At 65.0% G+C, this 22,026-nt stretch carries 16 protein-coding genes and 2 tRNA genes; 8 read left to right on the top strand and 10 right to left on the bottom strand.

Annotated features, from left to right (window positions below; genetic code table 11):
• Positions 1-3 precede the first annotated feature (3 nt).
• Positions 4-77: transfer RNA gene (locus IWX77_RS07890), tRNA-Gly, on the bottom strand.
• A gap of 186 nt (positions 78-263) precedes the next feature.
• On the opposite strand from IWX77_RS07890, the gene IWX77_RS07885 reads away from it, so the two are divergent.
• The 6 genes from IWX77_RS07885 (at position 264) to IWX77_RS07860 (ending at position 6,042) form a co-directional block, all read left to right on the top strand.
• A tRNA-Pro gene (locus tag IWX77_RS07885) sits at positions 264-337 on the top strand.
• A gap of 43 nt (positions 338-380) precedes the next feature.
• Positions 381-1,790: a trigger factor gene (gene tig, locus IWX77_RS07880; RefSeq protein WP_196843965.1), complete on the top strand. Its 1,410-nt coding sequence runs from the start codon at positions 381-383 to the stop codon at positions 1,788-1,790.
• Between the two features lie 165 nt (positions 1,791-1,955).
• Complete coding sequence (locus tag IWX77_RS07875; protein ID WP_196843964.1) at positions 1,956-2,552, top strand: ATP-dependent Clp protease proteolytic subunit; 597 nt, start codon at positions 1,956-1,958, stop codon at positions 2,550-2,552.
• 27 nt (positions 2,553-2,579) lie between these two features.
• On the top strand, positions 2,580-3,263 hold the full coding sequence (locus IWX77_RS07870; protein ID WP_196843963.1) for an ATP-dependent Clp protease proteolytic subunit: 684 nt from the start codon (positions 2,580-2,582) through the stop codon (positions 3,261-3,263).
• 133 nt (positions 3,264-3,396) lie between these two features.
• Positions 3,397-4,674: an ATP-dependent Clp protease ATP-binding subunit ClpX gene (gene clpX / locus IWX77_RS07865; RefSeq protein WP_196843962.1), complete on the top strand. Its 1,278-nt coding sequence runs from the start codon at positions 3,397-3,399 to the stop codon at positions 4,672-4,674.
• Between the two features lie 162 nt (positions 4,675-4,836).
• A complete protein-coding gene (locus IWX77_RS07860) occupies positions 4,837-6,042 on the top strand; it encodes a benzoate/H(+) symporter BenE family transporter (RefSeq protein ID WP_196843961.1) in 1,206 nt (401 codons plus the stop codon).
• Positions 6,043-6,072: 30 nt separating this feature from the next.
• On the opposite strand, the gene IWX77_RS07855 is transcribed toward IWX77_RS07860, so the two are convergent.
• Together IWX77_RS07855 and IWX77_RS07850 are read right to left on the bottom strand one after the other, a co-directional pair.
• On the bottom strand, positions 6,073-6,828 hold the full coding sequence (locus IWX77_RS07855) for a hypothetical protein (RefSeq protein ID WP_196843960.1): 756 nt from the start codon (positions 6,826-6,828) through the stop codon (positions 6,073-6,075).
• 128 nt (positions 6,829-6,956) lie between these two features.
• Positions 6,957-9,020 carry a M3 family metallopeptidase gene (locus tag IWX77_RS07850; protein ID WP_196843959.1) on the bottom strand — a complete coding sequence of 688 codons (2,064 nt, stop codon included), beginning with the start codon at positions 9,018-9,020 and terminating at the stop codon, positions 6,957-6,959.
• A gap of 35 nt (positions 9,021-9,055) precedes the next feature.
• Here IWX77_RS07850 and IWX77_RS07845 point away from each other — a divergent pair, with 35 nt between their 5' ends.
• Positions 9,056-9,502, top strand: coding sequence for a hypothetical protein (locus tag IWX77_RS07845; protein ID WP_196843958.1), 447 nt, complete (start codon positions 9,056-9,058; stop codon positions 9,500-9,502).
• An 8-nt stretch (positions 9,503-9,510) separates the two neighbouring features.
• Here IWX77_RS07845 and IWX77_RS07840 read toward each other — a convergent pair whose 3' ends face one another.
• From IWX77_RS07840 to IWX77_RS07810, 7 genes are all read right to left on the bottom strand, one after another.
• Positions 9,511-9,780, bottom strand: coding sequence for a hypothetical protein (locus IWX77_RS07840; RefSeq protein WP_196843957.1), 270 nt, complete (start codon positions 9,778-9,780; stop codon positions 9,511-9,513).
• A 3-nt stretch (positions 9,781-9,783) separates the two neighbouring features.
• Positions 9,784-10,230 (bottom strand): GNAT family N-acetyltransferase, encoded by a 447-nt coding sequence (locus tag IWX77_RS07835; protein ID WP_196843956.1) that lies wholly within the window; start codon positions 10,228-10,230, stop codon positions 9,784-9,786.
• A gap of 8 nt (positions 10,231-10,238) precedes the next feature.
• Entirely contained in the window at positions 10,239-12,833 is a 2,595-nt protein-coding gene (gene valS / locus IWX77_RS07830) for a valine--tRNA ligase (protein ID WP_196844014.1), read from the bottom strand.
• A 126-nt stretch (positions 12,834-12,959) separates the two neighbouring features.
• The gene (locus IWX77_RS07825) at positions 12,960-14,597 is read right to left on the bottom strand and encodes a dipeptide ABC transporter ATP-binding protein (RefSeq protein WP_196843955.1); all 1,638 of its coding nucleotides are present in this window, start codon (positions 14,595-14,597) and stop codon (positions 12,960-12,962) included.
• A complete protein-coding gene (locus IWX77_RS07820; protein WP_442784438.1) occupies positions 14,594-15,463 on the bottom strand; it encodes an ABC transporter permease in 870 nt (289 codons plus the stop codon). The genes IWX77_RS07825 and IWX77_RS07820 overlap by 4 nt, the downstream gene beginning before the upstream one ends.
• Complete coding sequence (locus tag IWX77_RS07815) at positions 15,460-16,437, bottom strand: ABC transporter permease (RefSeq protein ID WP_196843954.1); 978 nt, start codon at positions 16,435-16,437, stop codon at positions 15,460-15,462. Before IWX77_RS07815 ends, IWX77_RS07820 begins: the two co-directional genes overlap by 4 nt.
• The gene (locus IWX77_RS07810; RefSeq protein ID WP_196843953.1) at positions 16,422-18,080 is read right to left on the bottom strand and encodes an ABC transporter substrate-binding protein; all 1,659 of its coding nucleotides are present in this window, start codon (positions 18,078-18,080) and stop codon (positions 16,422-16,424) included. The genes IWX77_RS07815 and IWX77_RS07810 overlap by 16 nt, the downstream gene beginning before the upstream one ends.
• A gap of 454 nt (positions 18,081-18,534) precedes the next feature.
• On the opposite strand from IWX77_RS07810, the gene ileS reads away from it, so the two are divergent.
• A complete protein-coding gene (ileS, locus tag IWX77_RS07805; protein ID WP_442784441.1) occupies positions 18,535-21,954 on the top strand; it encodes an isoleucine--tRNA ligase in 3,420 nt (1,139 codons plus the stop codon).
• The last annotated feature ends 72 nt before the right edge of the window (positions 21,955-22,026 follow it).

The raw sequence follows: 22,026 nt of genomic DNA, 5'->3' as shown, positions 1-22,026 counted from the left end.
GTGTGGAGGGGATGACGGGAATCGAACCCGCGCCATCAGTTTGGAAAACTGAGGCTCTACCATTGAGCTACATCCCCAGACCCAAGACTTCTGGGCACGGAAACATCGTAGTACAGGAAACCGGGTACCGGATGCCGGTGCGGGCGCATCCGCTCGAAAGGCGTGCATTAGACTTACTGAGGTCATTCCGCCTGTCGCGAGCTTTCGCCTGCGCCACCAGATTGATTCCCCAACAAAGTAGTACCAACGGGTCGAAGTAGATCCGGGGCGTAGCTCAGCTTGGTAGAGCGCTCGTTTTGGGGGCGAGAAGTCGCAGGTTCAACTCCTGTCGCCCCGACATTACCCGCAGCACACCGTTTCAATACACAGGAGAGTCTCGAGTGAAGTCCACGGTCGAAAAACTGAGCCCCACGCGCGCCAAGCTCACCATCACGGTGAGCCCCGACGAACTGAAGCCAGCCATCACCCACGCCTACGGCCACATTGCCGAAGATATCAACGTCCCCGGTTTTCGTAAGGGAAAAATCCCGCCGGCCATCATCGATCAGCGCGTCGGGAAGGCTGCGGTTCTGGAGCACGCGGTCAACGAGGGTCTCGACGGTTTCTACCGTGCGGCCGTTGAAGAGAACAAGCTTCGCCCGCTGGGTCGCCCCGAGGCCGACATTGTCGAATGGCCGAGCAACACCGACTTCTCTGGTGACCTGCTCCTCGCCATCGAGGTTGACGTGCGCCCCGAGATCGACCTGCCCAGCTACGCCGGCCTCAAGCTCACCGTCGATGCCGTCGAGGTATCCGACGAAGAAGTTGCCGAAGAACTCGACAAGCTGCGCAGCCGCTTCGGCACTCTCATCACGGTCGACCGCCCCGCCAAGACCGGCGACTTCGCCCAGATCGACCTGAACGCCGCAATCGACGGCGAAGAAGTCGACACAGCGAGCGGCATCTCCTATGAGGTTGGCTCCGGCGACCTCATCGACGGCATCGACGAGGCGCTCGATTCGCTCAGTGCCGGCGAGACCACCACCTTCAACTCCGACCTGATGGGTGGAGACCACGAGGGTGAGACGGCCGAGATCACGATAACGGTCATCGCCGTCAAGGAGCGCGAGCTTCCCGAGGCCAACGACGATTTCGCTCAGATCTCGAGCGAGTTCGACACGATCGCCGAACTGACCGAGAGCCTCAAGGTTCAGGTTGAGAAGTCCAAGGTCTTCGGCCAGGGCAGCCAGGCCCGCGAGCGTCTCATCGAGACGCTCCTCGGATCGGTCGAGGTTCCGATTCCCGCCGCGATCATCCTCGACGAGGTGAACCGTCACCTCGAAGGCGAAAGCCGCCTCGAAGACGACACACACCGCGCCGAGGTCACCGAAGCCAGCGAGAAGACGTTCCGTCAGCAGATTCTGCTCGATACGATCGCCGAAGCGGAGCAGGTCAAGGTCAGCCAGGACGAGCTCACCCAGTACCTCATTCAGGGCGCCAGCCAGTACGGCATGGACCCGAGCGAGTTCGTGCAGACGCTCAACACCAACGGTCAGATTCCGTCGATGGTCGCCGAGGTTGCCCGCAACAAGGCTCTCGCCATTGCCCTGGGCAAGGCCGAGGTCGTTGACTCCAACGGCAAGCCGGTCGACCTGAGCGAGTTCACCGGCCCGGTCGACGCCGGCGTCGACAGTGCAGCCGTAGCGGATGCCGCACCCGGCGACGCCGATGACGCTCCAGTCGCCGAGGCTGACGCTGACGCTGAGATCGACGAGAAGCCCAAGAAGAAGAAAGCCGCTGCCAAGAAGTAGCGTCTGAATGCACGCACGGGCCGGCTGGATTCTTTCCCGTCGGCCTGTCGCATGCTGCAGGAGCTGTGTGCGGCAGCCGGTAATCTGCCGAGGGCGAACAGAGCCGTTTTGCCGCACGCGCTCCGATAGATTCATTGAGAAGCGACAACTGAAACGGAGCACGACATGGCCGACCCGACACCCACTAACGGTGTATTTGACCGACTGCTGAAGGACCGCATCATCTGGCTCGGCTCAGAGGTCCGTGACGAAAATGCCAACGAGATCTGCGCCAAGATCCTGTTGCTGGCAGCCGAGGACTCGAAGCGCGACATCTATCTCTACATCAACTCTCCGGGCGGTTCGATCACCGCCGGAATGGCGATCTACGACACGATGCAGTTCGTACCCAATGACATCGTCACCGTCGGAATCGGCATGGCGGCGTCGATGGGCCAGTTCCTGCTCACCTCGGGTACCAAGGGCAAGCGATACATCACCCCGAACGCTCGCGTGCTCCTGCACCAGCCGTCCGGCGGATTCGGTGGCACGTCCGCCGACATCCAGACCCAGGCGCGCCTCATCCTCGACATGAAGCAACGACTGTCGGAGATCACGGCAGCGCAGACCGGCAAGACCGCCGAGCAGATCAACGCCGACGGTGACCGCGACAACTGGTTCAGCGCCCAGGAAGCCCTCGAATACGGTTTTGTCGACCACCTTCGGGCATCCGCTTCGGATGTCATCGGCGGCGGCGGCACCGACCCCGACGCCACCAAGTAGTCCACCGAAACTGAACAGGAAGAAATCATGACTATCCCCACATTCGGTGGCACTGCCTACAGCTCGATGGGCGGCTCGACCACGAACATGCCCGATTCCCGCTACATTCTGCCCACCTTTGAAGAGCGCACCGCCTACGGATACAAGCGTCAGGACCCCTACGCCAAGTTGTTCGAAGACCGCATCATCTTTCTTGGTGTACAGGTTGACGACGCTTCGGCCGATGATGTGATGGCTCAGCTCCTCGTGCTCGAGAGCCAGGACCCGGACCGCGATATCACGATGTACATCAACTCGCCCGGTGGATCGTTCACGGCCATGACGGCGATCTACGACACCATGCAGTACATTCGCCCCCACGTTATGACCGTGTGCCTGGGTCAGGCGGCATCCGCTGCTGCCGTGCTGCTCGCCGGCGGCACCGCGGGCAAGCGTCTCGCACTGCCGAACGCGCGCATCCTCATCCACCAGCCGTCCGTTGGCGGCCAGGGCGGAGGTCAGGCGTCCGACATTGAGATTCAGGCGGCCGAAATTCTGCGCATGCGGGTATGGCTCGAAGAGACGCTCGCGCAGCACTCCAACCGGAGCGTCGAGCAGGTCAATAAGGACATTGACCGCGACAAGATCATGAGCGCGGCGGATGCCCTCGAATACGGGCTCATCGACCAGGTTCTGACCAGCCGGAAGAACCTTCCGATGCTTGTCAAATAGTCTGTGACCTGAACCGGTCCAAGCGGCGCGTCGCCTTCGGGCGGCGCGCCGTTTCGGTTTGTCGCGTGCTGCACGTAACTGTCGGATGCACAGGCTAGGCTCAATTGCAGAGAGACCAATGGAGGAGGCTGACATGGCCCGAATCGGCGAAAGTGCCGACCTGCTCAAGTGTTCCTTCTGCGGAAAGAGCCAAAAGCAGGTACAACAGCTCATCGCCGGCCCCGGCGTGTACATCTGCGACGAATGCGTCGAGCTGTGCAACGAAATCATCGAAGAGCGCCTGGCCGAAGCCGGTTCTGAAGCCACCCCCGGTGAATTCGACCTCCCCAAGCCCAGAGAAATTTTTGGCTTCCTTGAGGAATACGTCATTGGCCAGGAACCCGCCAAGCGTGCCCTCGCCGTCGCCGTCTACAACCACTACAAGCGCGTGCGGTCTCGCGCTACGCTCACCGCAGCCGAGGCCATTCACGACGACGTTGAGATCGCCAAGTCCAACATTCTGCTGATCGGCCCGACCGGCTGTGGCAAGACCTACCTTGCCCAGACCCTCGCCAAGCGTCTCAATGTTCCCTTCGCCGTAGCGGATGCGACGGCCCTCACCGAGGCCGGCTATGTCGGTGAAGACGTCGAGAATATTCTGCTCAAGCTTATTCAGGCCGCAGACTACGACGTCAAGCGGGCTGAAACCGGCATTATCTACATCGATGAGATCGACAAGATTGCACGCAAGGCCGAGAACCCGTCGATCACCCGCGACGTCTCGGGCGAAGGCGTTCAACAGGCACTTCTGAAAATTCTCGAGGGTACGATCGCATCGGTCCCCCCGCAGGGCGGGCGCAAGCACCCACACCAGGAATTTATTCAGATCGACACCACGAACGTGCTGTTCATCGTGGCTGGCGCTTTCGCCGGACTCGAAGACATCATCTCGTCCCGCGCCGGGAAGAAGGGCATCGGCTTTGGGGCGCCCCTGCACATCAAGGGCGATGACATCAACCTGTTCAGCGAGGTTCTACCCGAAGACCTGCACAAGTTCGGTCTGATTCCCGAGTTCATCGGTCGACTTCCCGTGGTCACGACGGTCACCCAGCTCGATCAGGTGGCACTCATGCAGATTCTGACCGTGCCCAGGAACGCGCTCGTTCGGCAGTACCAGCGCATGTTTGAGCTCGACGGCGTGGAGCTTGAATTCGAGGAGCCGGCATTGGAAGCCATCGCCGACCTCGCCGTACTACGAAAGACCGGTGCTCGCGGGTTGCGGGCCATCCTCGAAGAGGTTCTCGGCCCGGTCATGTTCGAGGTGCCCTCCAGCACCGACGTGGAGCGTGTCATCATCACCCGCGACACCGTGCTGAACAACGCACCCGCTGAAATGGTGCTCCACAAGACCCGTCAGGTAAAATCCGCCTGACAACCGGGCCGGTGCACTGCGCCGTCTGCGGGCGTTGGGCCGGGCGGAGGGTAAACAGGCTCCGCCACTATCCGTGTGCGGGGTCGCGACAGGATGATCTGAGAACTTGGCAGCCTGCGGCGTCAGACCTGGATTGGGAAAACCTAACTGGGGGAGCAACGAATGAGCGAACGGCCACAGCGTGGTGGCCTGCGAGACGGCCCACGTGGCCTCCTACAGCCGGCGTCGACGGGTATTGTGGCGGCCATCACGGGCTTTGCGAGCTCGTTTGTGTTGGTCATCGCCGGGCTGCGAGGCGTTGGTGCGTCTGAGTCTCAAGCGTCGTCGGGGCTTCTCGCGCTGTGCCTTCTCGTAGGAGTGCTCTGCATTGCACTGCCCTGGTATTTTCGAATGCCCCTTTCTTTTGCCTGGTCAACCCCGGGCGCGGCCCTTCTCGTCGCGGCCGGCGCCACGACCGATGATTTTGGTGCTGCCGTCGGGGCCTTTCTCTTCTGTGGTGTGCTCATCGTCGTGTCTGGTTTGTGGCCACGGCTCGGCCGGGCCATCACGAGCATCCCCAAACCGCTCGCCGGCGCCATGCTGGCCGGCATTTTGTTGCCCATCTGCCTGGCTCCCATCCAGGCATCGATTGAACAACCGCTACTGGCTCTGCCCGTCGTGCTGGTCTGGCTCGTGCTGTACCGCCTGGCTCCGCGCTGGGCAGTACCGGCCGCGATGGTCGTCGCGGCGATCGGGATTGGGGTCACGGCTGGAACGGACTGGCTGTCAGCACCGACATCCGCGCCAGCCCTGACCCTGGTCGCCCCGGTCTTCGACCCGCTGGTGATCGTGAGCCTGGGCCTTCCGTTGTTCGTCGTGACGATGGCGGGCCAGAACGTGCCCGGCTTCGCCGTGTTGTCGACCTTCGGCTACCGCCCTCCGCCGCGCTCGGTGCTGGTGTGGTCGGGCATGAGCACCATGGTTGGCTCGGTGTTTGGAGCGCACAACATCAACCTGGCGGCGATCACGGCGGCGCTGATGGCCAGTCCAGACGCCCACCGTGACCCGGCGAAACGCTGGGTCGCGACGGTCGCGTCGGGTTGTGGCTACCTCATACTCGGCCTCGGGTCCGGGCTCGCGACTGCCCTCGTGGCGGCGTCACCGCCGATCCTCATCATCGCCGTCGCCGGTCTCGCGCTCCTCGGCGCCCTGGTCACAAGTATTACCGGTGCGCTGGCGGAACCCGAGCATCGCATCAGTGCCATTGCGACGTTTTTAGTGACGGCCTCCGGCATGACCATCGTCGGAATCGGGTCGGCGTTCTGGGGCCTCGTGGTCGGAGGTATCTGCATGCTGTGGCTCGGTTGGCACCGGCCTCGCTCAGGGTAGCCGACTGTGACGAGTGCTGGCCGCGTGTGTTCAGTCGATGTGCCGAGGGTGCCCGCGTGCGGCGCTGGCGCCGCCGAAACCTGTGCGCATTACGATTCCGGCCGCCGTGCGTTCGATGCTCAGCGCGTACAGAACCGCGGCGAAGGCAAGGAGCGCACCCGTCGCCTCGAACCCTTCCTCGATGCCGAGCAGCACGTGGTACTCCAGGCTGGCCCGAGCGAGGTCGTCCTGCTGCCCACCAACCACAATGCCACTGATTGCCTCGACTCCGACCGCGCCAAGCAGGTAGACGATGCCGGCGACGATGAGGCGGCGACGGAGACGTCGGTCGATGCTTCGCGCAATCCAGAGCACAACGATGCCCGCGACGATGGCCAGCGGCACCCCGATGGTTAGCCAGGCGAAGGTGAACGTCGCCCCCGGGGTGAACCGGGCAAATTTCTCATGCAGTTGAGCGATTTCATCGGCGGACATCTCGAGGCCCACAGCTCCGAGAACAACGTACGAAAGCCCGGTCTCACCCTCATTGCGGGCGTTCAGACCGATGACGCAGAGGACGACACCAACGCCTGCCAGGAGAAGCCCGGAAATCCAGGCCCAGAGGTTTGCTTCACCATCTGCGTAGAGCATACTCGCCGCTCCGCTCAGAACGCCCCACCCCGGCACCGAGCTGTCGATATTCTCGCGGAGGTAGTGAAAGATGAGTCCGATCAGGAGCATCGCGGCCAAAACGACGGCGGTGATCCACAGAAATCGTCGTCGACCAGCACCTTCGTCTCGACTCACTGGAATGTCCATGGCAGGAGACACTACACTGCGGCAGACCAGCCGCGCATCCTTATTCTTGAGGGTTTCTGGTCGGGACCGGAACCCTCCGAGATCGAGGCGGGAAAAACGGAACGCGAACTCGCACCCTAGTTCAGGCCCCGTCGGTCGAGCAGGGGCTGCAGGTGAGCATCACGGCCGCGCCAGTGCCGGTAGGCCTCGAGTGGATCCTTGGTGCCGCCGACTCCGAGCAGGCGGTCACGAAAGCGATCGCCGTTGGTGCGGTTAAGGCCGCCGTTCTCTGTGAACCACTCGACCGCGTCGGCGTCGAGCACTTCGCTCCAGATGTAGGAGTAGTACCCGGCGTCGTACCCGCCCGAGAACGTGTGGGCGAAATAGGTGCTCGCGTAGCGAGTGGGAACGACGGGATTGTCCAGGCCAACGGAAGCGAGGGCATCCGCTTCGAAGCCGGCCACGTCAGTGACGGTCGTACCGGCGTCAATGCGGTGCCAGGCCTGGTCGAGTAGCGCGGCGGCCAGGTATTCGCTGGTCAGAAAGCCCTCGTTGAAGGCCGATGAGGCCTGGATGCGGTCGACGAGCTGTTGCGGCATCGCCTCTCCCGTTTCGTGGTGGCGGGCATAGTTCGCGAGGATCTCGGGCCAGAGCATCCACATTTCGTTGACCTGGCTAGGAAATTCAACGAAGTCGCGGTACACATTGGTACCGGAGAACTTGGGGTAGGTCGCGCGGGCGAGCAGCCCGTGCAGGGCATGGCCGAACTCGTGAAACAGGGTTGTGACCTGGTCGTAGGTGAGCAGCGTGGGCTGGCCGGTGGCGGGTTTGGACACGTTGAGGTTGTTGCAGACCACGGTCGTGTCGGTTCCGAGCAGGGTGGATTGGGAGACCAGAGCGTTCATCCATGCCCCACCACGCTTGGAATCGCGGGTGTAGAAGTCGCCAATGTAGAGCCCCACCGGGGTACCCGTCTCGGTACTGACCTCGAAGACCCGTGATTCGGGGTGCCAGCCGACCAGGTCGGGCCGGGCGGTGAAGGTGAGGCCGTAAAGCCGGTTGGCCGCGTAGAAGACCCCGTTGACCAGCACGCTGTCAAGTTCGAAGTACGGGCGCATGGCGGAGGCATCAACGTTGTACTTCGCCCGGCGCACCTTTTCGGTGTAGAACGCCCAGTCCCAGGCGGCCAGCTCGAAACCGCCGCCCTCGGCGTCGATCACAGCCTGCAGGTCGGCCTGTTCCACCCGGGCATTGCGGGCAGCGGCCGGGGCGAGGCGGCCGAGCAGCTCCCAGACCGCGCCGGGATTCTTGGCGGTTTCGTCGGCGGTCACGAACGCGGCATGGCTGTCGAACCCGAGCAGCCGGGCCCGCTCGGCACGCAGGTGTGTGATCTCGATCACGAGCGGCCGATTGTCGTTCGCCGCTCCGGCCGCATCAGAGCGGATGCCGCGAGCGCGGCTCGCCGCGAGCAACCGCTCGCGCACCCCCCGGTTGGTCAGGCTTGCGAGGTACGGGTGCGAGGTGGGGAGCACGAGACTGATCAGGTATTTGCCGTCGAGGTGGCGCTCCCTGGCTGCTTCGGCGGTGGCGGAGATCTCGCCGTCGGTGAGACCGTCAAGCTCGGCCACGTCATCGATGATGAGCGCGAGGGCATTCGTATCGGCTAGCAGGTTCTTCTCAAAGCGGGTGGTCAGGATCGACAGCCGCGCGTTGAAATCACGCAGCGAGTGCTTCTCGTCGTCGCCCAGGCCGGCCCCGGCGAGCGTGGACTCGGTGAAGTAGCGGTCGATCAGGTAGAGCGACTCGGCGTCGAGTCCGAGGCTCGCACGCTGCCCGTGCAGGGCGGCGATGCGCGCGTACAGGGCGGGGTCGAGCCGGATGGCGTCGGCGTGAGCGGCCAGCAGCGGCGCGAGTTCCTCTTCGAGGTCATTGGTGAAGTCGCTCGAGTCGGAAGAGCTCTTGTTGAAGAAGACCTCGGTGACCCGCGCGAGCGTCTGCCCGCTGCGCTCGAGAGCAACGAGGGTGTTATTGAAGGTGGGCGCATCCGCTGTGCCGGTGATGACACCGATCTCGGCGAGCTGTTCGGTCATGCCCTGCAGAAAGGCCGGCCGATAGTGCTCGTCGGCTATTTCGGCGAAGGGCGGCAGCTGGTAGGGCAGGGTGCTGCGGGCAAGAAAGGGATTGATCGCGGTGGAAGCCATGCCTCCACACTAGCCAAGGCCGCCGACATGAAAGCGTGCTGCGCTCGCACACCTGGCGCACGGTGGCGAACTCGGCCGCGTACCTGATTCCGGAGTTGTGCACCGGAGGAGTGCTGCTCGATGTCGGCTGCGGCCCGGGCACGATCACCGTCGATCTGGCGCGTCGGCTCGCGCCGGACTACTGGAACGGCGGCGACCCCGATGCCGGGCGTTCGCTTAAGTCCTGGGCTCGACGGGCCGGGTTCACCGACGTGACCTGCAGCGCATCCGTCTGGTGTTTTGCCTCCGATGCGGAACGCGAGTGGTGGGGTGAATCGTGGGCGGTGCGATTGACCGAATCAAGTTTCGCGGCACACGCCATCGAATCCGGAGTGGCCGACCTGGGCGACCTCAAACGGATAGCCGTGGCCTGGCGCGAGTGGGTGCGTGACCCGAACGGTTGGTTCGGAATACCGCACGGCGAAATTCTGGCCCGCGGCTGACCGAGAGCTCAGATCCATTCCTCATCGTCATCATCGGCGGTGGTTGAGGGCTGCGTGATGGTCGCGCTGTCATCCACCGGGTTGAAGCGGATTACGGTCCCATCGTCGAGCTCAATCACCGGTTTGGCCTCCAGCCAGGTCAGTGTCCAGCGCCACGTACTGGTGTCGACGGCGAGAGCGGTGAGATCCTCTTCGACGGCGCGCACGGCGATTTCGACGACGTGTGGAAGCCCGGTCGGCAGAGTTCCGCCGAGGGTCCACCGGGTGCCCAGCTGCATGATCTAGACGTCGATCTCGTAGGTGACCCAGTCGGTCCGAGTGCCGAGCTGATCGTAAAGCACCTGCGCGGTCGCGTTGTCGGCGGCGGTCACCAGCTGAACCTGGGCCAGCTTGTGCTGACGCGCATAGTTCTTGGTGAATTCCATCAACAGTGTGCCGACCCCCTGACCGCGGTGGTCCTCAGCAACATACAGATCGTCAAGGAATAGGGCGAGGTCGCCGCTGAGCGTGCGCGGCACGCTGCGGTAGTGCGCGAAACCGACGAAGTCACCATCGTCGTTGACCGCCACGGCACCGTTGAGGTCGTTGCCGGCGTCAATGATCCAGCTCCAGACCTGCAAAGCCTTCTGATCGGTCAGTTCGCTCTCGTAGAACGCGCTGTAGCCCTCAAACAGGCCCAGCCAAGCGAAAAAGTCCTTGTCGCCCAGCGGGCGCACGGTTACTGTCATCTGGTCTCCTAACTTTCCAACACGGTGGCGAACACGATGTCGGTCACAGCGAGTTCGCTGCCGTCGACAAAGGTCAATTCTTGAATCCGACCAACCGCTTTGAGATCGGCGGCGGCCAGGGTAAGTAGTGCGATCTCAGCGGGTGCACCGCATATTACAGCGGAATCCACTTCTGATTTCTGCGACGCCTTTGCATCCGTTTTAGCACGACGGATGCCGGTCAGCGCGCGACTGGCCAGATCGAGCAGGGCGATGTTGCCGGCGGCCACCTCGTCGCTCCCGAGCAGATCGGCGGCGACCGGCCACGGCGCGGTGTGCACCGAGCCGTCGTTGGACCAAGACCAGGCTTCTTCGGTGGCGAACGGAACGAATGGCGCGAACAGGCGCAGCAGGGTGGCCAGTGCGGTGCGCAGCGCGGCGACGGCAGAGGCCTGCTCCGGACCGGGCTCGCCGTAGGCGCGCTCCTTCACCAGCTCGAGGTAGTCATCACAGAAGGTCCAGAAGAAGCTTTCGGTGGTCTCAAGCGCGCGAGCGTGGTCATAGTTCTCGAAAGCGGTCGTGGCCTGGGCGACGACCGCGGTGAGGCCGGCCAGCATGCTCTGATCGACCGGTTCGGTGATCGGGGCGTCACGGCTGCCCTGCGACATGGAGACGAACTTGCTCGCATTGAGAATCTTGATGGCGAGGCGACGGCCGATCTTGATCTGCGTCGGATTCTTCGGGTCGAAGGCCGCGTCGGTGCCCAGGCGAGAGGATGCCGCCCAGTAGCGCACCGCGTCGGAACCGTGCAGTTCCAGCATGTCGGCCGGGGTGACCACGTTGCCCTTCGACTTCGACATCTTCTTGCGGTCCGGGTCCACGATGAAGCCGCTGAGCGCGGCGTGCTGCCACGGCGACGTGCCGTGCTGCTGCTCCGCGCGCAGCAGGGTGGAGAACAACCAGGTGCGAATGATGTCCTGGCCCTGCGGGCGCAGCGAGTACGGAAAGACCAGGTTGAACAGTTCCGGGTCGCGCTCCCAGCCGCCGGCAAGCTGCGGGGTGAGCGAGGAGGTGGCCCAGGTGTCCATGACGTCGACCTCACCGATGAAGCCGTCGGCCTGTCCGCGCTGGCTCTCGGTATAGCCGGGTGCGGCATCCGAGGAGGGGTCAACCGGTAGCAGGTCGCGGGTAGCGACAATCGGCTGGTCGAACACCGGGTTGGCGTCAGCGTCGAGCGGGTACCAGACCGGCAGCGGCACGCCGAAGAAGCGCTGGCGGGAGACGAGCCAGTCGCCGGTGAGACCGTTGACCCAGTTCTCGTAGCGCACCTTCATGAATTCGGGGTGCCAGGCGAGCTCGGTGCCGTGCTCGAGCAATCGAGCGCGCAGCTTCTCGTCGCGGGCCCCGTTGCGGATATACCACTGCCGGGTGGAGACGATTTCGAGCGGCTTGTCGCCCTTTTCGAAGAACTTGACCGCGTGCACAATCGGCTTGGGGTCGCCGATCAGGTCGCCGCTGGCCCGGATCAGCTCCACGACGGCCTGCTTGGCGGAGAAGACGGTCTTGCCGGCGAGCTGCGCGTAGGCGGCACGGCCGGTTTCGGACGTGATCGCTTCAGGAGCCTCGGCGATGATGCGGCCGTCGAAACCCATGATGGCGCGGTTGGGCAGGTCGAGTTCGCGCCACCAGACGACGTCGGTCACATCGCCGAAGGTGCAGATCATGGCGATCCCTGAGCCCTTGTCCTTCTGGGCAAGGTGGTGGGCGAGCACGGGAACCTCGACACCGAACACCGGGGTCGTCACCGTGGTGCCGAACAGGTGCTTGTATCGTTCGTCGTCGGGATGCGCGACGAGCGCCACGCAGGCCGGTAGCAGTTCGGGGCGGGTCGTCTCGATCTCAATCGTGCTGCCGTCGGCTTTTCGGAACGACACCCGATGGTACGCGGCGGGCATGTCCTTGTCTTCGAGCTCGGCCTGCGCCACCGCAGTGCGAAAGGTGACGTCCCACAGGGTGGGCGCCATGGCCTGGTAGGCCTCGCCGCGTTCGACGTTGCCGAGAAAGGCCAGCTGCGAAGTGAACAGCGCCTCCTGGCCGATGGTGCGGTAGGTCTGGGTCCAGTCGACGCTCAGGCCGAGGGTGCGCCAGAGCGCTTCGAACTGCTTCTCATCTTCTTTGGTGAGGGTTTCGCACAGTTCGATGAAGTTGCGGCGGCTGATCGGCAGCTGGTCGGCGGCCTTCGAGCTCTTACCGTCGCCGCCTTCGAACGGTGGAACGAAATTCTCGGTGTAGCCGAAGGAGGGGTCGCATCGCACGCCGTAGTAGTTCTGCACGCGACGCTCGGTGGGCAGCCCGTTGTCGTCCCAACCCATCGGGTAGAACACGTTCTTGCCGCGCATGCGCTGAAAACGGGCGACGACGTCGGTGTGCGTGTATGAGAACACGTGGCCGATGTGCAGCGAGCCCGACGCGGTCGGCGGGGGAGTGTCGATCGAGTAGATCATCTCCCGGGTGGCGTTCTCGCGAGCGAAACGGTAGGTGCCGTCGTTTTCCCAGCGGGTCTCCCATTTGGCTTCAAGCCCCTCAAGGGCAGGCTTCTCGGGGACGCGGTCGGCGTGGGTCATGACTCTCCGGTTCGTTATGTTCGGCACCGTGTCGATGGTGAGGTGCCTGAGTGCGCCCATTCAATCTACCCGATCGGGCCTTCTTCCCAGAATAGGGGCTTCCCCGGGCGCTCGAATGCACCCGGTTCAGGCTGGCAGGCGGGGCACGGCGGCGAGTAACTGCGCGGTATACGGATGCTGTGGCGCGGCGAACACACGCCTCGCCGGCCCGCTCTCCACGATGCGTCCCGCCCGCATGACAGCGATCTGGTCGCTGACATGCGCCACGACACCGAGGTCGTGCGAGATGAAGACCAGACTCAGAGCGTGCTCCCGCTGCACGTCGTCGAGCAGATCGAGTACCTGGGCCTGCACACTCACGTCGAGGGAGGAGACGGGTTCGTCGCAGATGAGAATCTCGGGTCGGGCAGCCAGCGCCCGGGCGATGCCGACCCGCTGCCGCTGCCCGCCGGAAAGCTCGAGCGGGCGTCGGGGCAGAGCGGAAGCGGCGAGGCCCACTTCGTCGAGCAGGGTGGTGAGCCGCGCCGTCGTCTGCGGCGCGCGGCGCTCATGCCGCAAGCCCAGCGCGTCGGTGAGGATCTCGGCGACGTTCCAGCGTGGATCGAACGAGCCGAGGGCATCCTGATAAATGGCCCCAACGGATGCCCGCAGCCCGCGCCGGGTTTTCTCGCCGGCCGCGCTCCACGGCTGGCCGCGCACCTGTACCTCGCCGTGCTCAGGTGCCAGGAGCGCGAGCAGGAGGCGCGCGGTCGTGGTCTTGCCGGAGCCGGACTCGCCGACGATTCCGAGGGTGCTGCCACGGTGTAGCGCGAACGAGACGTCGTCGACGGCGAGCTGTCGGCTGCCGTCCGGGCGACGAAAACTCTTCGACAGGCCGATGGCTTCGAGCACGACGGTGCTCTCGCGGGGAAACGGTGTGGACAAAGCGCAGGTCGTGCCGGGGGCATCGGCCGGGCGGGCCGTGAGAGACAGCCGGGTGCCGCGCGGCTTGTCGGTCGGGATCGCCGCCACCATTCGCCGGGTCTGCTCCTGCCGGGGTGACCCCAGAACCTGTGCGGTGCCGCCGGTCTCCACGAGCCGGCCGTCGTGCATCACCGCTACCCGGTGCGCGATGCGGCTCACCACGGCGAGGTCGTGACTGATCAGCAGTATCGCGGTGCCCGCCAGGGCGATCTGCTCGAGCAACCCCAGAATCTGCGCCTGCACGGTCACGTCGAGGGCCGTCGTCGGTTCGTCGGCGATGAGCAGCGGCGCCTCCACTGCGATCGCTGCGGCAATGAGCGCCCGCTGGCGTTCGCCGCCGGAGAGCTGCCCGGAAAGTTTGCGCACCTGCAATTCGGGGTCAGGAAGCCCGACGGCCTCGATCAGCTCGAGCACCCGCCGTACCCGCGCTGCGGCACCGAGGGTGGTGTGCAGGCGCAGCGAGTCGGCGATTTCCCGACCGATCGGTCGCAGCGGATCGAGCGAGACCAGGGCATCCTGCAGCACGAGGCCGACGTCCTTGCCGCGCCGAGCCCGCCAGGCGCGGTCGGTCAGGCCCAGCACGCTGCGCCCGCCGAGCTCGAGACGGTCGGCGGTGACGTGGGCGTTCGCCCCGGCGAGCCCGAGCAGGCTGCGCGCGGTCACGCTCTTGCCCGAGCCGGATTCGCCGACAATGGCGAGGCACTCGCCCGGGGCGATGTCGAAGGACACACTGTGAACGACGGGTTCGGCCGCGCCGAACACGACTCGCAGATTGCGCACGGTCAGCGCTACCTCACTCATGCGTGCCTCATTCGACGGTCGATGCTGCGGCCTAGCACCGTGGCGGTCACGGCGGTCAGCACGATGAACAGGCCGGGAAAGAAGCTCATCCACCAGGCCGAGGTGATGTACGTGCGCCCGGCCGAGAGCATGGCGCCCCACTCCGCGGTTGGCGGTTCGGCGCCGAGGCCGAGGTAGCTGAGCGTTGCCGCCCAGACGATGGCCTGGCCGATGCCGAGGGTCGCGAGCACGAACAGGGGCGCGAGGGTGTTCGGCAGAATGTGCCGCAGCAGAACCTGCCATCGGGTGCGGCCGAGCACGGTCGCCGCCTCGACAAACGCGGCCGAGCGCACGGTACGGAGCTGGGCGCGAATGATGCGGGCGTAGCCGGGCGCCGTCGACAGCCCAACGGCGATCGTGGCGGTCGCTACGCCGGGTCCGAAGATGACGATGAACAGCAGTGCCAGTAGCAGCCCGGGAAAGGCGAACAACACCTCGAGAAACCGGTTCACGGTGAAGTCGACGACGCGGCCGAGCATTCCGGCGAGGGTGCCCAGCACGATGCCGAGCCCCAACCCGATCACCGTGGCGGTGGCGCCGATGACGAGCGAATACTGGGTGCCGTGCACGACCCGAGTGTAAATGTCCCGGCCCGATTCGTCGGTGCCAAAGCCGTGTGCGAAATTCGGCGACTGAAACGCTGAGAGCGGGTCGATGTGGAGGGGATCGCCCGGGGCGAGAAGCGTAGGCGCGACCGCTGCAACCAGCAGGAACAGGGCGAACACGCCGGCTGCTCCTTCGGCCACGCCGAGGCGCCGCGCCGGGCCGGCTTGCCGTGACTGGCTGGAGTGGGCCGCAAGCTCGGCCTGTACCTCGAGGTCGCTCACAGGAGACGCAATCGGGGATCGACCAGGCGACTGGCGGCATCCGTCAGCAGCGTCATCAGAATGTAGGTGACCGCGACGATCATCACGACGCCGATCACCACCGGAACGTCGCGCAGGGTGACCGCATTGAGCAGGGTGCGGCCGAGGCCGGGACGAGCGAAAATGGTCTCGACGACGACCGCACCGCTGATCAGCGAGCCGAAAGCCCACCCCGATAGGCTGATCGCGGGCAGCGAGGCGTGGCGCAGCGCGTGGACCCAGCGCACTCCACGCTCACTCTCGCCGCGGGCGCGGGCCGACAGCACGAACGGACTTTCCAAGGCGACCTGCAGCGATTCACGCATGATCTGGCCCAGAAAGCCGGCGAGGGGAACAGCCAGGGTGAGCACCGGCAGCACCAGTCCGGCGACGCCGTTGGTGCTGATCGGTGGCAACACGCCCAGCCAGATACTGAACACGACGATCAGTGAGGTCGCGAGCCAGAAATGCGGTAGCGCTGCCGCGACGATTTCGAGGCTCGACCCCACCCGAAAAGCGATCGTGCCGCCGCGGGTCGACCAGGTGGCGAGAGCCAGGGCGAGTAGCCAGGCCAGGGTGAGGGCGAGAACGGCCAGCAGCACGGTGCTGCCGAGCTGGCTGAGCACGAGCGGGCCGACATCCATGTTGAGTGCGTAAGACCTGCCGAGGTCACCGGTGGAGAGTCGACCGAGTTGGGTGAGGTACTGCACGATCACGGGCTGGTCGAAGCCGTACTCGGAGCTCACCGCCGCGAGGGCTTCGGGCGAGGCCTGCGATCCGGGGCCGCCGAGCACCGCCTGGGCGGGGTCGCCCGGAATGAGCCGCACCGCAAAGAAGGTCACGGAGGCCACCGCCCACAGCACAAAGACCGCGCCACCCAAGCGGGCAGCGAGTCGGCCGAGCACCCGCAGGACCACCCGCAGCGTGGCCCCGCGGGGACCTACCGGTTCAGCCACGCGTCGTACAGCGTGGGCACGGCCACGGTCGGCAGGGTGCGCAGGCCCACCACGTCGCTGCGCAGCAGGTAGTGGTTCTGCTGGTCATAGAGCGGCAGGATATAAAAGCCCTCCAGGATGCGGTTCTGGGCGTCGGAATAGAGGGACGCGCGCGCGGCGGGATCCGTTGCGCGGGCCGCCGTCGTGAGCAGCTCATCGATTGCGGGGTCGTTGACCTGCGCGAGATTGGCGAAGTACCCGCTCGGCGCCGGCACGATGCTGGCGGAGTGGTACAGAATGCGCAGCACGTCCGGGCCGACCTTGGTGTACGGCGCGCTCACCGCGTCGTAGTCGTTGGCGGCGAGGGCGGCGTACCAGCTGGAGAGGTCCAGGGGGCGAAGTTTCACGTCGAAGCCGGTCTCCTTCGCCGTGGCCTGAATCTGCTCGAACACACTCTGCTCGGCCGGGATGGACTGGTTGGTGCTCACCGGAAACTCCACCGTCAAGCGCACGCCATCTTTGACGCGGTAGCCGTCGGCATCCGTTTCGGACCAGCCGGCCGCATCGAGGAGTTTCGCGGCGGCAGCAGGGTCGTAGTCGAACAGTGCGGCATTCGAGACGGCGGTGGCTTCCACACTCGACAACGCCGAGTACGACCGGGTAGCGGTGCCCAGGAACAGGCTCGACACGGCGTCGTCGACGTTGGCGGAGCGCATGAATGCCTCACGAACGCGCACATCGTTGAAGGGGGCCCGGCCCGAGTTCAGTTCAATGCGGTTGGAGGCCCCCGGGCGCGGTGAATCGAGATGCTCGAGGGAATCGCTCTGTTTGGCTTGCACGATGGTGTCGGGCTGGGCATTGTCAATCACGTCGACCTCGCCGGACTGCACGGCCGCGTAGCGGGAGGCCGAGTCCGGGATGAAGCGCCAGATGACCTTGTCGAGGTAGGCAGGGCCGGAGTGGCCGGCATCCGCTGGCGGGGAGACGTAGTCGTCATTGCGCACGAGGGTGATCGCATTCTGCTTCACCCAGCTTTCCACGATGAACGGGCCGGTGCCGACCGGGGCGGCACAGTTCTCGTCCTGGCTGCGTTCGAGCGCCGTCGGTGATTCGATCGCGAGCCAGGGCTGGGACAGCGACTCCAGCAGGGCGCTGTCGGGCGCGCTGAGGGTGAAGCGCACGACGGTGGGGGAGACCGCCTCGGTGCCGGTGACCTTGCCGAGGGCGAGATACCCGGTTGACGACAGTGTCGTCGGGTCCTGTACGTGTGCAACGTTGGCCTGCACAGCGGCGGCGTCGAAAACCGTGCCGTCGGTGAAGGTCACGTCGTCACGCAGGGTGAAATCCCAGGTCAGGCCGTCCTCGCTCGCCGTCCACGACTCGGCCAGCCAGGGGATGATCTGCCCGTCGGTATCGCGGGAGACGAGCGACTCCAAATACTGCGCACTGATCAGGGCCTGGGGAAAGTTTCCGCCGACGTGCGGGTCGAGGCAGCTCGGTTCGGCGTCGCCCGAGGCGTAGGTGAGCGTGCCGCCGCTGATCGGTTCACCGACGGGTTTGTCTGAGCCGGTCGCGGTGCAGCCGGCCACGAACAGGCCAAGGGCCACGATGCCGGCGGTGGTGGCGAGAAGGCGGCGGGTACGGGCGGGGTGCCGAAGGGGCATAAGGATTCTCTTTCCCCGGCGGTTGCACGCCGGGCATTTGGTCACAGGGGTTCAGTGCGGGGCACTCCTCAACGTTAGGCCACGTCGGGCGAATGGGGGACAGGCGGTATCCCGGCTCATCGATGGCAGTGACAGGACCGGCCGGCATTCGATAGGTGAGCACCGCGTAGCTCAGAACAGATGAGTTCGGGTTGTTCATCCGGTACGATTAACGCGAATGACAGTGACCCGGCCATCACCGGAAAGTCTTCGGAAGAACGGATGCCCACCCTCGGGTGGACATTCCAGTAGAACCGAACGAGTCGGGCCCGTTACAGCCTGTGAATAAGCGGTCGGTCGTGGGTTGAGCGTGTCGAAACCACGGGTGGCAAGCGAGGTGGTACCGCGGCGATTTCGACAGAATCGTTCGTCCTCGTGGAGCAGGGCCCCAGTGACCCGTCCCGGTAGGAGAAGCATTTTGTACCCCAAGAGCCGTAACGCCCCGAATGGTGACGAGACCACGACCGGCGCGGCCATCGTGCCGTCCCCGAACTTTCCCGACCTCGAAGCCGAGGTGCTCGCGTTCTGGAAGAGTGATGAAACCTTCCAGGCCTCAATCGACTCGCGCGACGGTGCCGAGGAGTGGACTTTCTACGACGGGCCGCCCTTCGCCAATGGCCTTCCGCACTACGGCCACCTGCTCACCGGCTACGCCAAAGACCTGTTCCCGCGCTTTCAGACCATGCGCGGCAAGCAGGTGCACCGCCGTTTCGGCTGGGACACCCACGGCCTGCCCGCCGAGCTCGAAGCGGAGCGCAAGCTCGGCATCACCGACAAGAGCCAGATCGAAGAGATGGGCCTGGCCGCGTTCAACGCCGTCGCCCGCGAGTCGGTGCTCGAGTACACCAAGGACTGGGAAGAGTACGTCACCCGCCAGGCCCGCTGGGTTGACTTCGAGAACGACTACAAGACCCTCGACATCACCTTCATGGAATCGGTGATCTGGGCGTTCAAGCAGCTGCACACCAAGGGCCTCGCGTATGAGGGGTACCGGGTGCTGCCGTACTGCTGGCGCGACCAGACCCCGCTCTCCAACCATGAACTACGTATGGACGACGACGTCTACAAGATGCGCCAGGACCAGACCGTCACGGTCACCTTTCCGCTGATCGGTGCCAAGGCCGAAGCGCTCGGTCTCACCGCGGTGCGCGCCCTGGCCTGGACCACGACCCCGTGGACCCTTCCGACGAACTTCGCACTCGCCGTGGGCCCTGAAATCGTCTACGCCGTCGTGCCGGCCGGGCCGAACGGCACGCCCGATGCCGAGGTACTCAGGGAAGGGGCCGCCGTCTCCGCCGAGGTGCTTGGCGCGGAATACCTCATCGCAATCGACCTGGTCGGCAACTATGCCACGGATCTGGGCTATGACGCGGCGGCCGACGCCACCGCATCCGTTTCCCGCACCGTGCTCGGCAGCGAGTTGGAGGGCGTCAGCTACGACCGCCTGTTCGATTACTACGCCGACGAATCGGTCTGGGGCACCCAGAACGCCTGGCGCATCCTTGTGGCCGACTACGTCACCACGAGCGACGGTACCGGCATCGTGCACCAGGCTCCCGCCTACGGCGAGGAGGACCAGAAGATCGGGGAGGCCGCCGGAATCCCCGTCATCCTCTCGCTCGACGATGGCGGAAAGTTTCTCAGCGACATTCCCGAAGTGGCCGGCCAGCTCTGGAGCGAGGCCAACAAGCCGCTCACCGCGCTGCTGAAAGCCAACGGCCGCCTCATCCGCCAGGCCAGCTACGAGCACTCCTACCCGCACTGCTGGCGCTGCCGCAACCCGCTCATCTATAAAGCCGTCTCGAGCTGGTTCGTGCGCGTCACCGAATTTCGCCCGCGGATGGTCGAGCTCAACCAGGAGGTGAACTGGGTTCCCGAAAACGTGAAAGACGGCCAGTTCGGTAAGTGGATCGGCAACGCCCGCGACTGGTCGATCAGCCGCAACCGCTACTGGGGCTCGCCCATCCCGGTCTGGAAGAGCGACAACGCCGACTATCCCCGAACGGATGTCTACGGCTCGCTCGACGAGATCGAGGCCGACTTCGGCGTGCGCCCCACCGACCTGCACCGCCCCTTCATCGACGAGCTCACCCGCCCCAACCCCGACGACCCCACCGGCCAGTCGACGATGCGCCGCATCACCGACGTGCTCGACGTCTGGTTCGACTCCGGCTCGATGCCGTTCGCCCAGGTGCACTATCCCTTCGAAAACCGGGAATGGTTCGAAGCGCATAACCCGGCCGACTTCATCGTCGAGTACATCGGGCAGACCCGTGGCTGGTTCTACCTGCTGCACGTGCTCTCCACCGCCCTGTTCGACCGGCCGGCTTTCAAGAACGTGGTCAGCCACGGCATCGTGCTCGGTAACGACGGCCAGAAGATGAGCAAGTCGCTGCGCAACTACCCCGACGTCAGCGAGGTCTTCGACCGCGACGGCGCCGACGCCATGCGCTGGTTTTTGATGAGCTCGCCGGTGCTGCGCGGCGGCAACCTCGTCGTCACGGAGGAGGGCATTCGTGAGGGCGCCCGCCAGGTCATGCTGCCGCTATGGAGCACCTGGTATTTCTTCTCGCTCTACGCGAACGCGTCTGGGCCGAACGGTGAAAGTAGCGCGGGCTACGACGCCACCTGGCGCACCGATTCCACCGACGTGCTCGACCTCTACCTGCTCGCCAAGACCCGCGACCTGATCGTCGGCGTCACGGCCGACCTCGAAGCCCTTGACAGCACGGTCGCCGCCGCGCGCCTGCGTGACTTCGCCGACGTACTCACCAACTGGTATGTGCGCCGGTCCCGCGACCGGTTCTGGGGTGGCGCTGCCGACGGAGCCACCGCCCACGAAGCCTTCGACACCCTCTACACCGTTCTTGAAACCGTCTGCCGGGTCACCGCTCCGCTGCTGCCGCTTGTCACCGAGCGCATCTGGCAGGGCCTCACCGGCGGCCGCAGCGTGCACCTCGAAGACTGGCCCGATGCCACCCTGTTTCCCGCCGACGAGGTACTCGTCACCGCGATGGACCAAGTGCGCCTGATCAGCTCCACCGTGCTGTCGCTCCGCAAGCAGGCCGGCCTGCGGGTGCGCCTTCCGCTGACCAACCTCACCGTCGTTACGGGCAACACCGCCGAACTTGACGCGTTTGTCGGCATTTTGCGCGACGAACTCAACGTGAAAACGGTCACCCTGATCGAGCTCGAAGATGACAGCGCCGCCGCCTACGGGGTCACGAGCAAGCTCGTCGTCAACGCCCGCGCCGCCGGACCGCGTCTCGGCAAGCAGGTACAGCAGGTCATCAAAGCCGCTCGTGTCGGCGACTGGAGCGAGACCGACGGCCGTGTCACGGCAGGCGGGATCGCGCTTGAGCCGAACGAGTACGAGCTGACCCTCGAGGCGAACAGCTCGGTCGAAGACGGGGCCGCAGCGCTCGCCCTACTGCCCGGCGGCGGTTTCGCGCTTCTCGCGACGCGCACCACGCCCGAGCTCGAGGCCGAGGGCTTCGCCCGCGACCTCATTCGGGCCGTACAGGACACCCGCAAGTCGGCCGGTTTTCACGTGAGCGACCGCATCCGTCTCGATGTGGTGTTTCAGAACGAAGCGGATGCCGACTCTTTCGACCTCGCCGGCGGGGTCGATGTGGCCGCCGAAACCCTCGCCACGAACTTTTCCACCCACCGCCCGTCGACCGGGGAATTTTATGCCGAGTTGCCGTCGGAGTGGTTGGAAGCCCGAGTCGGCGCTCCCGTCGAACACTACGTGCGGTTCGAAGCCGACCACTATGTCAATCTGGGCGCCGTCATCGTGGCCGTCGCACGCGTGAACGGAGCCATCCTTGTCTGAGAACGACACCCCCGAAGCACAGAATAACGACGCCGACAGCGCCGACTGGAAGAACATCACCGGGCGCGGCGA

This window comes from Cryobacterium sp. CAN_C2 (genome assembly GCF_015751745.1).
GTDB lineage: Bacteria > Actinomycetota > Actinomycetes > Actinomycetales > Microbacteriaceae > Cryobacterium.
This window is presented reverse-complemented; position numbering and strand designations above follow the sequence as displayed.

What these genes read in the sequence shown, in the direction of transcription:
- clpX (WP_196843962.1), top strand. Translation starts at nt 3,397, where the DNA reads ATGGCCCGAATCGGCGAAAGTGCCGACCTGCTCAAGTGTTCCTTCTGC.
- IWX77_RS07870 (WP_196843963.1), top strand. Translation starts at nt 2,580, where the DNA reads ATGACTATCCCCACATTCGGTGGCACTGCCTACAGCTCGATGGGCGGC.
- IWX77_RS07835 (WP_196843956.1), bottom strand. Translation starts at nt 10,230, where the DNA reads ATGACAGTAACCGTGCGCCCGCTGGGCGACAAGGACTTTTTCGCTTGG.
- IWX77_RS07825 (WP_196843955.1), bottom strand. Translation starts at nt 14,597, where the DNA reads ATGAGTGAGGTAGCGCTGACCGTGCGCAATCTGCGAGTCGTGTTCGGC.
- IWX77_RS07850 (WP_196843959.1), bottom strand. Translation starts at nt 9,020, where the DNA reads ATGGCTTCCACCGCGATCAATCCCTTTCTTGCCCGCAGCACCCTGCCC.
- IWX77_RS07860 (WP_196843961.1), top strand. Translation starts at nt 4,837, where the DNA reads ATGAGCGAACGGCCACAGCGTGGTGGCCTGCGAGACGGCCCACGTGGC.
- IWX77_RS07810 (WP_196843953.1), bottom strand. Translation starts at nt 18,080, where the DNA reads ATGCCCCTTCGGCACCCCGCCCGTACCCGCCGCCTTCTCGCCACCACC.
- IWX77_RS07875 (WP_196843964.1), top strand. Translation starts at nt 1,956, where the DNA reads ATGGCCGACCCGACACCCACTAACGGTGTATTTGACCGACTGCTGAAG.
- IWX77_RS07840 (WP_196843957.1), bottom strand. Translation starts at nt 9,780, where the DNA reads ATGCAGCTGGGCACCCGGTGGACCCTCGGCGGAACTCTGCCGACCGGG.
- valS (WP_196844014.1), bottom strand. Translation starts at nt 12,833, where the DNA reads ATGACCCACGCCGACCGCGTCCCCGAGAAGCCTGCCCTTGAGGGGCTT.